Origin of the sequence: Serratia sp. X3 (assembly GCF_014982455.1) — a bacterium.
Classification (GTDB): Bacteria; Pseudomonadota; Gammaproteobacteria; order Enterobacterales; family Enterobacteriaceae; genus Serratia; species Serratia ureilytica.
In genome coordinates, this window is sequence record NZ_JADCNB010000001.1 from 1,343,313 (window position 1) to 1,356,172 (window position 12,860).

Annotated in this window: 13 protein-coding genes; 4 read left to right on the top strand and 9 right to left on the bottom strand. The window is 60.0% G+C overall.

The genetic code is table 11. The features are described 5' to 3' along the window. Positions 1 to 63: 63 nt before the first annotated feature. Both IMX17_RS06210 and mrdA read right to left on the bottom strand, forming a co-directional pair. A complete protein-coding gene (locus IMX17_RS06210; RefSeq protein WP_193549471.1) occupies positions 64 to 1,782 on the bottom strand; it encodes a penicillin-binding transpeptidase domain-containing protein in 1,719 nt (572 codons plus the stop codon). 107 nt (positions 1,783 to 1,889) lie between these two features. Next, positions 1,890 to 3,815, bottom strand: a complete 1,926-nt coding sequence (gene mrdA, locus IMX17_RS06215) for a penicillin-binding protein 2 (protein WP_193549472.1) — start codon at positions 3,813 to 3,815, stop codon at positions 1,890 to 1,892. A gap of 295 nt (positions 3,816 to 4,110) precedes the next feature. Between mrdA and IMX17_RS06220 the strand changes: the two genes are divergently transcribed. After that, on the top strand, positions 4,111 to 4,392 hold the full coding sequence (locus tag IMX17_RS06220) for a YjcB family protein (RefSeq protein WP_046898399.1): 282 nt from the start codon (positions 4,111 to 4,113) through the stop codon (positions 4,390 to 4,392). 37 nt (positions 4,393 to 4,429) lie between these two features. On the opposite strand, the gene IMX17_RS06225 is transcribed toward IMX17_RS06220, so the two are convergent. The 3 genes from IMX17_RS06225 to IMX17_RS06235 all read right to left on the bottom strand — a co-directional run bounded on the left by IMX17_RS06225 (position 4,430) and on the right by IMX17_RS06235 (position 6,557). Further along, positions 4,430 to 4,879, bottom strand: coding sequence for a MarR family winged helix-turn-helix transcriptional regulator (locus IMX17_RS06225; RefSeq protein ID WP_193549473.1), 450 nt, complete (start codon positions 4,877 to 4,879; stop codon positions 4,430 to 4,432). Between the two features lie 92 nt (positions 4,880 to 4,971). Beyond that, positions 4,972 to 5,988 (bottom strand): FUSC family protein, encoded by a 1,017-nt coding sequence (locus IMX17_RS06230; RefSeq protein WP_193549474.1) that lies wholly within the window; start codon positions 5,986 to 5,988, stop codon positions 4,972 to 4,974. Next, positions 5,985 to 6,557, bottom strand: coding sequence for an isochorismatase family cysteine hydrolase (locus IMX17_RS06235; RefSeq protein ID WP_046898402.1), 573 nt, complete (start codon positions 6,555 to 6,557; stop codon positions 5,985 to 5,987). Before IMX17_RS06235 ends, IMX17_RS06230 begins: the two co-directional genes overlap by 4 nt. A gap of 256 nt (positions 6,558 to 6,813) precedes the next feature. Here IMX17_RS06235 and IMX17_RS06240 point away from each other — a divergent pair, with 256 nt between their 5' ends. Beyond that, positions 6,814 to 8,013 (top strand): multidrug efflux MFS transporter, encoded by a 1,200-nt coding sequence (locus IMX17_RS06240; protein ID WP_094142508.1) that lies wholly within the window; start codon positions 6,814 to 6,816, stop codon positions 8,011 to 8,013. Between the two features lie 172 nt (positions 8,014 to 8,185). On the opposite strand, the gene IMX17_RS06245 is transcribed toward IMX17_RS06240, so the two are convergent. The 4 genes from IMX17_RS06245 to IMX17_RS06260 all read right to left on the bottom strand — a co-directional run bounded on the left by IMX17_RS06245 (position 8,186) and on the right by IMX17_RS06260 (position 10,772). After that, on the bottom strand, positions 8,186 to 8,677 hold the full coding sequence (locus tag IMX17_RS06245; RefSeq protein ID WP_033643018.1) for a nuclear transport factor 2 family protein: 492 nt from the start codon (positions 8,675 to 8,677) through the stop codon (positions 8,186 to 8,188). 9 nt (positions 8,678 to 8,686) lie between these two features. Further along, positions 8,687 to 9,139, bottom strand: coding sequence for a MoaF N-terminal domain-containing protein (locus tag IMX17_RS06250; RefSeq protein ID WP_099783007.1), 453 nt, complete (start codon positions 9,137 to 9,139; stop codon positions 8,687 to 8,689). A gap of 310 nt (positions 9,140 to 9,449) precedes the next feature. Then, positions 9,450 to 9,884 (bottom strand): glyoxalase, encoded by a 435-nt coding sequence (locus tag IMX17_RS06255; RefSeq protein ID WP_117188372.1) that lies wholly within the window; start codon positions 9,882 to 9,884, stop codon positions 9,450 to 9,452. Between the two features lie 18 nt (positions 9,885 to 9,902). After that, positions 9,903 to 10,772, bottom strand: a complete 870-nt coding sequence (locus IMX17_RS06260) for a helix-turn-helix domain-containing protein (RefSeq protein ID WP_193549475.1) — start codon at positions 10,770 to 10,772, stop codon at positions 9,903 to 9,905. A gap of 178 nt (positions 10,773 to 10,950) precedes the next feature. Between IMX17_RS06260 and IMX17_RS06265 the strand changes: the two genes are divergently transcribed. Further along, positions 10,951 to 11,868 carry a DMT family transporter gene (locus IMX17_RS06265; protein ID WP_046898406.1) on the top strand — a complete coding sequence of 306 codons (918 nt, stop codon included), beginning with the start codon at positions 10,951 to 10,953 and terminating at the stop codon, positions 11,866 to 11,868. A 54-nt stretch (positions 11,869 to 11,922) separates the two neighbouring features. Then, a complete protein-coding gene (locus tag IMX17_RS06270; protein ID WP_193549476.1) occupies positions 11,923 to 12,819 on the top strand; it encodes a PhzF family phenazine biosynthesis protein in 897 nt (298 codons plus the stop codon). Positions 12,820 to 12,860 lie beyond the last annotated feature (41 nt).

The following is a 12,860-nucleotide window of genomic DNA, read 5'->3' on the forward strand; positions in this document are numbered from 1 at the left end:
AAACTCGTGGTATTGAAGCGTGGGTCAGACATTTTCTGACCCACTCACTTCCCGCTTAAATCCTCACCCTTTAACCGACGACACCACATTGAGCGGCTGGGCATCCGGCAGGATATTCATGTGCTCCAGCACCTGGGCCATGATCTTGCCGAACACCGGTCCGGCTACCGAGCCGCCGAAGTGCTTGCCGGCTTTCGGGTTGTTGACCATCACCACCAGCGCCACCTGCGGATCGCTGGCCGGCGCCACGCCGGCGGTATAGTTGATATAGCCGCCGTCGTATTTGCCGCTGGGGCCCATTTTCTCGGCGGTACCGGTTTTGATCGCCAGACGGTAGCCGGGCACCGCGGCGTTCACCCCGCTGCCGCCCGGCAAGGCGTCGCTCTCCATCATATGCACCACGGTTTTCACGGTATCGGCCGGCAGAATACGTTGCCCCATCACCGGCGGCGTCACCTTGGTGATCGACAGCGGCCGATAAATGCCGAAGGAACCGATCGCGGCATACTCGCGCGCCATTTGCAGCGGCGTCACGCGCAGCCCATAGCCGAAGGAAAACGTAGCGCGTTCGATATCGGCCCAGCGCTCGCGATGCTGCGGCAGGTAGCCGCTGCTCTCGTTGCCGATGCCAAGCTCGGTCGGCCGCCCCAGGCCAAAGCTGCGGTAGACCGCCGGCAGCACCGTGGCCGGCAGCGCCAGCGCAATGTGCGATACCGCGATGTCGCTCGATTTTTGCAGCACGCCGGTGATGGTCAGCTTCGACCAGTGGCCGACGTCCTTGATCAGGTGACCGTTCACCCGATACGGCGTGGTATCCAACACGGTATCCGGCCGGATCAGCTTATGTTCCAGCCCCACCATCACCACGACCGGTTTCACCGTCGAACCCGGTTCGAAGCTGTCGCTGCTGCACACATTGCGGATATCTTTCGCCGGCGTGCTGCCATAGTTGTTCGGGTTGAACGACGGGTAGCTGGCCATGCCGAGGATTTCGCCGGTGTCGATTTTCACCAGCACCGCGCAGCCGGAGTCGGCCTGGTTAGCCACCACGCCGTCGCGGATCTGCGCATAGAGCACGTACTGGATAAATTTGTCGATGCTGAGCGTCACATTCGGCGGCGGCACCGGATCCACGCTTTTAATCACGCCGATAACCGCGCCGCTGCCGTCCTTCTGGTAGACCCGCAGGCCGTTTTTACCCTGCAGCAACGGGTTAAAGCCCAGCTCGATGCCCTCCAGCCCCTGATTGTCCTGGCCGACGATGCCGATCAGTCCGGCCGCGTCCTGGCCCATCGGATAGAAGCGGCTGAAATCCTGCTCGGTGCTGACGCCGGTCAGGTGCAGCTTGCTGATATAAGCGGCGTTGTCGTCCTCCACCTTGCGCGCCAGGTAGACAAAGCGTTTGTGCGCGTTGCTCTGGATCAGATGCTGCACGTCCGCCAGCGGGATCTTCAGCACGTTGGCCATGCTCTGCCAGCGTTCGTTGCCGGTATCGGTCTGGGTATCGATAATATGCTTCGGATCCAGCACGATGTCTTTCGACGACACGCTGACCGCCAGCGCCTCATTGTTGCGATCGGTGATCATGGCGCGGTTGGTCGGCACCACCTGGGTGCGGATCGAGCGCTGGTCAGCCTGGTTCGCCAACTGCTGGTGTTCCAGCAGTTGCAGGTAACCGACCCTGAACGCCAACAGAAAAAAACAGACCAGCATGCCGGCGCAAATCCAGCCGAAACGAACTGTGGAATAGGTTTTACCGCTCTTTTTGGTCGATGGCGCCACTGTTGTGTTAACCCTGCGTTTTTATTCGGTTTATCGTGTTATTTCAGTCTACCTTGCCGGAAATGGTCATGAGATTGCAGTTTGTAAGAAAGTAAAAACAAACCGCATCACCGTTGCTCATCCGCACTGTCGTTTAACTGCGGTTTAGTTTGCGCCGCGTCGCCGGGCTGCGGCGCGTTGGCCGGATCGAAAATGTGGTCGAGGATCGCGCGCGCGGTCGGCCCCGCCACTACGCCGTCGCCGCCGCCGTTTTCAAGGATCAGCGCCATCGCCACCCGGGGGTTTTTGTAGGGAGCGAACAGCGTATAAAAGATGTGATCGCGCAGCCGCACCGGGATCATTTTGGCGTTGTAAGTCTGGTTTTGCTTCAGGCTGAATACCTGTGAGGTGCCGGATTTAGCGGCAATCTGGTACGGCGCGGTATGGAACAGCTTGTATCCGGTGCCGTTCGGCAGGTTGGCCATGCCATACATGCCGTTGCGCACAATGCCCCAGTAAGGCGAACGGGGATCGCCAATCTGCAGCGCCTGCGTCGGCGGCTGATAACGCGTGACCCGGTTGCCCTGCTGCAGCGAATACAGCAGGTGCGGCGTTTTCACCTTACCGTTGTTGATCAGCGTAGTCAGCGCTTTCACCATCTGAATAGGCGTCGCCACCCAATATCCCTGGCCGATGCCTACCGATACCGTATCCCCCTGATACCAGACTTTTTTGTGCACCTTCAGCTTCCAGTCGCGGCTTGGCAGCACGCCGCGGTACTCTTCGTTCAGATCGATGCCGGTCGACTGGCCGTAACCGAACTGGCTCAGCCAGTGGTGAATGCGATCGATACCCATCTCATAGGCCACCTGATAAAAGAAGGTGTCGGCGGACTCCTCGATCGCTTTGGTGACGTTGAGCATGCCGTGACCGGTTTTCAGCCAGTCGCGGTAGCGGCGTTCGGTGCCGGGCAGCGTCCAGGTCGGCGCGCCGAAAAAGGTGGTGGTGGGCGTGATCACCCCGGCAAACAGCGCCGAAACCGCCATGTAGGGCTTCACCGTCGACGCCGGCGGGTACAAGCCCTGGGTGACGCGGTTGATCAGCGGCAAATCCGGGTTGCGGAGCAGCGCCTTATAGGCCTGATAGCCGATGCCTTTGACGAAGGGATTGGGATCGTAACTGGGGCTGGAGACCATCGCCAGAATGCCGCCGTCGTGCGGATCTTCCACCACCACCGCGGCGCGTTGCCCCTTCAGCACCGATTCGATGTACTGCTGCAGCGGCAGATCCAGCGTCAGATAGATGTTTTTGCCGGCCTGCGGCGGCTGCTCCTTCAGCAAGCGGATCACGCGCCCGTGGTTATCCACCTCCACCTCCTGATAGCCGGTGGTGCCGTGCAGCTCGGACTCGTAATAGGCCTCGATGCCCTGTTTGCCGATGTTGCGATCGGCGGCATAGTTCTCGCTCAACCCGGCCTTGTCCAGGCGCTTGAGATCGCTGTCGTTGATCTTCGACACGTAACCCAGCACGTGCGCCAGCTGCGCGCCGTAAGGATATTCACGCTGCTGATAGGTATCGATAGTCACCCCGTCGAAACGGTATTGATTGACGGCGAAGCGCGCCACCTCGGTGTCGTTCAGCCCGGCTTTCAGCGTTATCGGCTTGTAGCGGCTGTTGTGGTGCATGTCGTCGCGAAACGCGCTGATATCTTCCGGCGTCAGATCGACGATCGGCGTCAACGCCTGCAGCAGCGACGCCATATCGGTGATTTTGCTGGGCGTGATCTCGATACGATACAGTGTCACGTTTCGTACCAGCGGAATGCCGTTGCGATCGAAAATCAGCCCGCGGCTCGGGGCGATCGGCAACATCTTGATGTCATTCTGGTTGGAGCGCGTCTGGTAAAAGCCGTGCTGGCGAATTTGCAGTCGGTAGAGGTTGACGACCAGCGCGCCGAAACAGACCACCACCAGCGCCAGCGCCACGGCCGCCCGGCGGATAAACAGCATCTCTTCCGCGGAGTGGTCGCGAATTTTTTCTTTTAACAGGGCCATGCGGAGCCGATACCTTTTGCGTCACATTCCCCCGCAAAATCAGGGAACTGAAAAGCCGGCAAGCATAGCGTTATCGGGCGCGACGCCCCATGAAAAGGTTGCTAATGAAATGGCATAACTGTTTCAGCATATTGGAATGTTACCGGCGGTGTTTTTTCACCGCGCGCCCCATTGAGCCGCCGTTCCTCTCAATGCTACAATGTGATCCATATCACACTATTACCGTTATTCTCCTCCGCATTTTCCTGTCGGCGCCCTGCCGGATGCGGCTTTTTGTTACATAGGATCGAGTTCGATGAGTACCATTGCCACCGGTTTAATCATGATGCGCTGGGAGTTGCTGAGCGCCGTGATGATGTTCTTCGCCAGCCAGTTAAACGTCGTTTGCCGTAAAACCAGCCGCAATGGCATGGCGTTCATGTTCAGCAGCCTGGGCCTGTTTACCGCCTGCTGGTTCGTGATGGGCCTGATGGGCATTCACTTCACCCTCGAAGCCTTCGCCCAATTCTGGTCATCGGCTTGGGATCGCTACGTGGACGTGGTCAGCACCATGCCGGTCGATTGGCCGATGCCGTAATCTCGCCGCAGGGGGGCAACTCAGGCCGCCCCTGCAATCAGTCCGCTTCCGCAGAGGGCGCCGCCGCCAGCCGCGCCATCAGCGCCCCCGCTTCGAGCAACAGCGCCTGCTCCCGCTCGGACAGACAGCTTTCCATCGCCGCCAGCAACCAGGCCTCACGTCGGGCGCGGCTTTGCTGCAGCAAACCCAGCCCGGCGGGGGTCAGCCGCACCCGCACCCGGCGTTTGTCTTCGGTATCCGGCGTGCGCACCAGCAGCCCATCGGCTTCCAGCTCGCGCAACGCGGCCGCCAGGTTTGAGGAGCGCATACGCTCCGACTCCGCCAGCAACGACGGCGTCGCTTCGCCGCCGTGGCGATCGATAGCCCCCAACAGCATCAGCTGGGCCCAGGATTTTTCGTCGCTGCGCGACTCGCGCCGCATGCGGCGCACCAGCGACATTAACTGCGTGCGCAGCAGCGTCACGTCTTCAGGATGATCTTTTTTCATTGGCATCAATAGATAACGATAGATTTGTCCGTACTTTCACACCGAGACCGGGAACGGTCAACCGAAATTGGCGGACGAAATATGCCAGCTCGCTATTGGCGGGTACCGGCGTTGACCGGTAACACCGCGTGCACCACCAACGCGAACAGCAGACCGACGCCACCGCCCAGCAACACATTGACCACCCTTTCTGCGGCGATCGACGGCGCTTTTCCTGCAATCACCAACGCGCAGGCGATGCAGGCGCAACGGGCGCCAAACCCCAAGGTATAACGATGAAAAGATACCAAGGTGAGCATCGTCGCCACGCTCAGCAGTTCATAACCCACATTGCCATGCGGCATGAGGTTACCCAGCAAAATACCGACGGGCACCCCCAGCAATGCCCCTGACGCACGCTGGCGGAGTTTGTTGCACGTACCGGCCATATCGCCGCTGATCACGCTGACGGCCGACCAGATCACCCATTGCCCGTAATCGATGTGTTGCCACTCAACGATCGCGGCCGACAGTGCAACGGCACAACTTACGGCGAGCAAAGCCTCGCCGCAGGCCACGCGAGCGCCAAGCTCATCGCTGCGGCGCAGCTGGAGATAATGATGCAGGTTGTCACTCGTCGACAGCCGCGCTAGCCGCCGGTGCTCTGCCAGTGCAAGCATCAACACCGGCAAGGCGGCTGCTCCCAGAAAAGGGAGCAGCGCCCAGCCGCGTTGGGCTAATGGCGCGCCGGCGCCACCTTCAGCGGTTTCACACGCCAGATAAAGAGCCGGAATAAAAATAAAATTCCCCAGGGATCGCAGCCTCCCGCCCAACGCGGAGATCCCAACCGCCGCCGCCGCCGCCAACACGCACGCCAAAACGAAGATCACCGGCGTGTACATGGCGCACAGCAGCGCCATAAAGAGCAGCAGCAATGCCGCCGCATGCAGCGCCACGCCGAGCGGCGCCAGTTCAAGGCGCTCGCAAACGACAAACAGCGATATGGTGACCACCGAAGCCTTCAGCCAGTTGGCATTGCCTGTCGCCAGGCTCAGGGCCAGCAACGGCGCCAACACCCATGTTCCCCGTCGCAGCTGACGCCAGGCGATTTCTTCACACAGCGGCTTCATAATGCGCTCAACTGTTCCAGCGTGACGATATCGGCAATAGTGGCAAGCGTTTCCATCGAGATCCGGTGCTCTTCCGCCGTGGCCGCCGCGCAAGCCTCTTCCAGTATCAGCACCTGATAATCTCGATCGTGCGCGTCGCGCGCCGTCGCCTGTACCGCCCAGGTGCTGCTGACCCCACAGATCACCAACCGTTCAATGCGGCGGGCGCGCAGCGTCGCATCCAGATTGGTGCCATAAAACGCGCTGACTCGCGGTTTTACGATGGTTAACTCTCCCAAGTCAGACGCTAAATCAGGGTGAAAATCCGTGCCCGGCTGGCCCAGTGCAATAGCGCCAAATTGATGCGCCTGCCCAAACATCCGCGAGTATTTTGGTTGATCGACATAACCGGCCGCGAAACCGACTTTAACCAATATGCGCAGCCAAGCCTTGCGCTGCGCGAGAGACAACGCGCTATTTGCCCGCGCGATGGCATCGCGCTCAATAACCTGCTGTGCCGAGCGCGCAATTTTTCCTTCCGGATGGGAGATATCCACGATGTAGTCCAGAGCGATCAGTGCGGTATTCATAGAAAGCGTCTCCTTGCCGCCGACACGGCGAAATGGATAGAGAGAGAGTGGTGCCGCCGGATTGTTGAGCGGCTTGGTGGAGTAGCTTAAAATAAATACCTATGTTAATATAGCTATTAATTTATAGCAAAATATAACAACGCCGCCGACGGGCTTTACGTTTTCTCACGCATTTCACCCCGCACCAGCCAGTTCGCGGTGTTATTATTATCTTGCTTAACAAATCCCTCCAAATTCAAAGTGGTACGACAAGTCGATGGAAGCGTGGAAAGTCAATCTGATCTCGGTCTGGCTCGGGTGTTTCTTCACCGGGCTGGCGATGAGCCAAATCCTCCCTTTTCTGCCGCTGTACGTCGAACAACTCGGCGTCAGCGATCCTCAATCCCTCAGCCTGTGGTCCGGGCTGGTATTCAGCGGCACCTTTTTGGTCTCGGCGGTGGTGTCGCCGCTGTGGGGCAGCCTGGCCGACCGTAAGGGCCGTAAGCTGATGCTGCTGCGCGCTTCGCTGGGCATGGCGATCGTCATCGCGCTGCAGGGGCTGGCCACCAACGTGTGGCAGCTGTTCGCGCTGCGCGCCCTGATGGGGCTGACGTCCGGCTATATTCCCAACGCCATGGCGCTGGTCGCCTCGCAGGCGCCGCGCGATAAAAGCGGCTGGGCGCTGGGCACGCTCTCGACCGGGCAGATCTCCGGCGTGATCGCCGGGCCGCTGCTGGGCGGGCTGATGGCCGACCATCTGGGGCTGCGGGTGGTGTTTTTCGTCACCGCCGGGCTGATGTTCGTCAGCTTCCTGGTGACGCTGTTCCTGATTAAAGAGCGGCGCATCACGGTGAAAAAAGCGGATCAGCTGAGCGGCAAGGCGGTATTCCGGTCGCTGCCCTATCCGGCGCTGATCGTCACGCTGTTCGTTTGCACCCTGATGATTCAGCTGGCCAACTCCTCCATCAGCCCGATCCTGACGCTGTTCATTCGCGAACTGTCGGGCAACGTCAGCAATATCGCCTTCGTCAGCGGCATGATCGCCGCCGTGCCCGGCATCGCGGCGCTGATCTCCGCGCCGCGCCTCGGGCGGCTCGGCGATCGCATCGGCACCGCGCGCATTCTGATCGCCGCGCTGCTGTTCACCACCGGCCTGTTCGCCGTGATGGCCTGGGTGAATACGCCGCTGCAGCTGGGCATTCTGCGCTTTCTACTGGGCTTCGCCGATGGCGCACTGATGCCGGCGGTGCAGGCGCTGCTGCTGAAGTATTCCTCCGATCAGGTGACCGGGCGCATCTTCGGCTATAACCAGTCATTTATGTATCTGGGCAACGTGGTCGGCCCGCTGCTGGGTTCGGGCATTTCGGCGATGATGGGGTTCCGTTGGGTGTTCGCCGTGACGGCGGTATTGGTGCTATTCAATGCGCTGCAGCTGCGCCATCAGTTCAAAAAAGTGCAGCCTAAACGCGCGGGATAACGGGGAATGCGAGGGAGGCGCCTCAAGCAGTGGCGGGACAATGACGCCCATCAACCGTGCCGCCACTGCCAAAGGCGGCCGTAGCCTACTCGACGCGATGAACGTTTGGTATTTATGTAAGTAAATAAAGTGTTGCAGGCGCGTAGAGGGCCGCCGCAGCGGCCCTTTTGCATCAGAACATGGTGTTGTCGTTGGCCGATTTTTCCGGCACATCCTGATTGACGTCCCAATGCTCGGTGATTTTCCCCTGATCGTTCACCCGATAAATATCCACGCTGGCAGTGCCGCGATCCTGCGGGTTATTTTGATATTTGACGTGAACGTAGACCAGATCGCCGTTGACCGCGCTGCGGTATATTTTAGCGCTGTACTGCGGGTTGTCTTTGAAGGTCTGGCTGAAGAAATCGAGGAACGGTTTGATGCCGTCGCCGACGAACGGGTTATGCTGCTTGTAGTTTTCCACAATCAGCTTCCGCGCCACGCCGATGTCATGGCGGTTGAAGAAGCCCGCGTACAGATCTTCCACCACCTTCAGCTTTTGCTGAGCATGATGATAACCGCCCTTGCCGGCCGATTTGTAAGACGCCGCCTGATCCGTTGACAGCGCCGGGTAACTCGCCAGCAGGCCGCCGACGATCGCACAGGTGATCAATGCCTTTTTCATAACTGCTCCTTAGTTTCCTGAGTGACCTACAATTTTCAGCTGCCCTTTCAGATGGGTGAAGCTGCCGTCCTTGGCGGCGATGTTGGTGTACACCTCGCCGCGCTCGAAGTCCTCGATATGCGTCACGTTGTCGCCGGACTGTGGCTCATGCCAGTAGACCATGTAGACCTTCGGCCGAATTTCCACCGCGGTGTACTGCACGGTATCGGTGATGCCCTGCGACGCCTCACCGATGCCGGTGAAGGTCATGGTCTTGTCATCGGTAAAATCCAGCTTGAAGGCGAAATCGCCAAAGGTCACCTGCACCACTTTACCAACCGCAATAAACTGCCCGTGCTTTTCCGTCATCGTCGCCGCCTTACTGTTTGTCAGGGAGGTTTGCGCCGCCGTAGCGGCAGGCAATGCCAGGGGGAAAGTCAGGGCTATCGCCAGCGCGATGCCCGTTCGCTTCACTGTTTTCATCGTTCCTTCTCCTTTCCGTGGTTGAAAACGAGAATCATTATTATTTCTTAACGGTTAGCGGAAATATAAGAATAATCTCTATTCCCATCAGGCACCTGACGACGCCAAAAGAGGGTGAAAAATCGCCGTGAAATGGCGTGGCAATAGCGCGTTCTGACCCTTGGTTTTTACGCAATGAACGGGATTACTGTTTTCAGGATGAGGGATAGCTCGGGGATTCGGTAGGTCTATAGCGCAGATAGCTTTAAGCTAATGCGAATTTGTTCTTAAGCCGCCCGCCGCAGGGAAACGGCGGCGAACGGCGCGGCGTTTAACGCAGCCAGGGCGTATAGGTGACGCCAACCAGCAACCCTTCCGGGCTGAGCAACCGGGTAACGCTTTGCCCCCACGGCTCTTCACGGTTGGCGACCAGCAGCCGATAACCGCGATCGATTAGCCCTTGGGTGGCTATCGCCATGTCGGCCACGTCAAATTCGATCCACGCCTGCGGCGCCGCGAGATCCGCTGGCCAGCGATCGTCGCCAAAACAGGACTGCGCCGCCTGCGCCAGCGGCCACAGGGCGAAGTGTTTCACCCCGTCCAGCGCGCCCTGCTCGGCCAGCAGATAGCTCTCGTTGCCCGGCATCGGCTTGAGCGGCAGCCCCAGCGCCTCGACATAAAACGCCTTGCTCGCGTCGCTCTCACGCGTGATCGGCCCGAATCCGGCGACGAACAATACGCCCAGGCCCGCAAATTGTTGATCCATGCTTGCACTCCCTTCCGGTTAGCGCCCCTGCCGCACCTGCAGCGGAGCAAATCCATAGGCCGCCTTGAAGCGGTTGCTGAAATGGCTGGCGGAGCTGAAGCCGCACGCCAGCGCGATCTCGGTGATCGGCTGTTGGCTATGCCGCAACAGCTGTTCCGCCCGTTGCAGCCGCGCGCGCATCACGAACTGGTGCGGCGCCAGGCCGGTGGCGTGCTTGAACATGCGGGCGAAGTGGTACTCGCTCAATCCGGCCTGCGCCGCTAGATCGGCCAGCAGCAGCGGCCGATCGAGATGGCTTGCGATATATTCCCGCACCCGCCTGGCTACCGCGGGGGCCAGGCCGCCGCGCGCCTGCGGCAGCGTCCACTGCAGCTGGCTGTAGCGTTGGATCAGGTGCGACATCAGCAGGTTCGACGCGCTGCTGAGCGCCAGCAGATTGGCGCTGTCCCGCCAGTCGCAGTTAAGCAAGAACTGGCGATACAGCAGCGTAATTTGCGGATCTTCGCCAAAGCTGCGCGGCTCTACGTTGATCGCCGCCGGGCTGCGATCCCAGGTCTGCTCCGCCAACTGCCGTAGATGGTCATCGGTGCAGTACAAATGCACGAATGACAGATCGCTGCGCACATCCCAGGTAGATGCATACTGGCGCGGCATGATGCAGAACCGATCCGGCCCGCCGCCGTTGCGCCAGCCGCCCGGCACCTGCTGGTAGCACTCATAGCCGTCGGCGACGTACAGGCTCAGGGTATGGTGATCGGCGCTTTCCTGCGTGACGCGATCGTTGCAGTTGGACCAGGCGGCCAGCTCCACGCCGGTGCCCAGCAGCACGCGGCCGTGCAACCGCGCTTTATGCTCACGCAGTGTTTCAAACGCCTGATAGTTGGACATCGCCGGCCCCGTTGTTCGACATGCCGACAGTGTAAAGAGTGGCGCCTCGGCATGCCAGCGGCCGCCCCGCGCTTTTGGCAAAAAAAGCGCAAGAATATGCAACTGGGCGCAAGGCGCTGCAAGCGCGACGGCACGCCAAAGCGGATACTGCGCCATCGGCTTTTTCGGAGTGAATAGAATGAATGCGCTGTTGTACCTCGCCGTGGTGCTGATTTGGGGCACCACCTGGATTGCGATCACCCTGCAACAGGAAGGTCCGGTGGCCATTCCTGTCTCGATCGCTTACCGCTTCGCCATTTCCGCCGCGGTGATGTTCATCGTGCTGTTGTTAACGCGCCGCCTGCGCCGCATCGCCCCGCGCGATCATCTATTCTGCGTGCTGCAGGGCTGCTGCGTGTTCGGTTTCAACTTCTTCTGCTTTTATCACGCGGCGGCCTATATCAGCAGCGGGCTGGAATCGGTGATCTTTTCGATGGCGGTGCTGTTCAATGCCCTCAATAGCCTGCTGTTTTTCCGCCAGCGCCCCAGCCCCAACCTGCTGCCGGCGGCGCTGCTGGGGTTGACCGGCATCGTGGCGCTGTTCTGGCAAGATCTGGCCGCCACCCGCATGGCGCCGGAGCTGCTCAAAGGCATCGGTCTGAGCGCACTCGGCACCTACGGCTTCTCGCTGGGCAATATGATCAGCGCGCGTCATCAGCGCCGCGGGCTGGATATCTTTTCCACCAACACCTACGCCATGACCTACGGCGCGATGCTGATGGCGCTGATCGCCCTGGCGCAGGGCGCATCGTTCCAGATCGAATTCAGCAGCCGCTATATCGGCTCCCTGCTGTACCTGGCTGTCTTCGGGTCGGTGATCGCCTTCGCCGCCTACTTCAGCCTGCTCGGCCGCATCGGCGCCGGCGCGGCGGCTTACAGCACTCTGCTGTTCCCGCTGGTGGCGCTGACCATCTCGACGATCTACGAAGGCTACCAGTGGCACTTCAACGCCGTGCTGGGGCTGTGCCTGATTCTGCTGGGCAACCTGGTGATGTTCGCCAAGCCGGGGCTGAGGTGGCGACGGGCAGGTATGCCAAAACAAAATTCAACCCTTTGAAGCCATTGGCGAATATCGTTATCATCAGGTTTTGTTGATAACGGATGATGGCCAATGCTCAGAAGCGATGATGTGATACCCCGCGCCTACAAACAGGTGGACGTTTTCACCGCCACGCCGCTGCTCGGCAATCCCGTGGCGGTGGTGCTGGAAGCCGAAGGGCTGAACGACGCGCAGATGCTGGCATTGGCCCGTTGGACCAACCTTTCGGAAACCACCTTTGTGCTTAAACCGACGCACCCGGCGGCGGATTATAAGGTGCGCATCTTCACTACCGAAAAGGAGCTGCCCTTCGCCGGCCACCCGACGCTGGGCACCGCACACGCCCTGCTGGAAGCCGGATTGGCGCCTAAACGCCCCGGAACGGTGATGCAGGAATGCGGCGTCGGTCTGGTGGCGATCAACATCCTGCCGGAAGGCGCATTGGCGTTCGCCGCGCCCGAAGTCACTTTTCGCGCGATGGCGGTTGAGGAAACAGAACGGCTGATGGCCGCTTTACAGCCGGCGGTGATTGAAGCCGATACCCTGCCGGTTATTGTCGACATGGGCATCCGCTGGCTGATGATGCGCCTGCCGGATGCGCAATCTTGCCTGGCCGTGATGCCGGATCAGGCCATGATCGAACGGTTGCAAACCGCCTGTGATGTGGATGGCGTAGTGATTTATGGCGCCTGTTCTGCGGCCGAACCGGCAGATTACGAAATGCGCGCATTTATGGTGGAATGCGGCGCCTTGATCGAAGATCCGGTAACGGGCAGCGCCAACGCCTGCCTGGCGCGCTTGCTGAAGGCCAACCGCTTCCCCGACGGCGACCGAACCGCACAGGGCTACCTGGTGCGCCAGGGCACCCAACTGAAGCGAGATGGCCGCGTGAGCGTGCGCTTTATTGACGGCGAGCCCTGGATCGGCGGGCAGTGCTGCACCCTGATTAACGGCACATTGGGTATTTAGCAGGAGGCTCCACGCTATTCCTGTAGTGCCTAATTTTCTTT